This is a genomic window from Streptomyces sp. JJ38 (assembly GCF_019303475.1).
In the GTDB taxonomy this organism is placed as follows: domain Bacteria; phylum Actinomycetota; class Actinomycetes; order Streptomycetales; family Streptomycetaceae; genus Streptomyces.
In genome coordinates, this window is record NZ_JABLSI010000113.1 from 1 (window position 1) to 333 (window position 333).

A 333-nucleotide genomic window follows, 5' to 3' on the forward strand; every position below is an offset into this window, starting at 1 on the left:
GGTGCCGCCGACGGTGCCGGCGACGTGGGTGCCGTGCCCGTTGCCGTCCTCACCGTTGCCGCCGAAGGCGTCGAAGCCGAAGCTGGCGCGGCCGCCGAAGTCGTTGTGGCTGTGGTTGATGCCGGTGTCGATGATGTACGCCGTCACGCCCGAACCGGCGGTGTCGGAGTACGTGTAGCTGTTGTCCAGCGGCAGGTCGGGCTGGTCGATGCGGTCCAGGCCCCAGGTGGGGTTGGTCTGGGTGTCCGCGAGCTGGACCTTGGCGTCCTGCTCGACCTTCGCGACGTGCGGGTTGGCCGCGAGCTTCTTCGCCTGCTTCTCACCCAGCTCGAC

Annotated in this window: 1 protein-coding gene; it reads right to left on the reverse strand. The window is 69.1% G+C overall.

Going from position 1 to position 333, the window contains the following annotated elements; translation table 11 throughout:
• The coding region (locus tag HPT28_RS26480; protein ID WP_219094507.1) for a S8 family serine peptidase at positions 1–333 on the reverse strand (333 nt) is incomplete at both ends.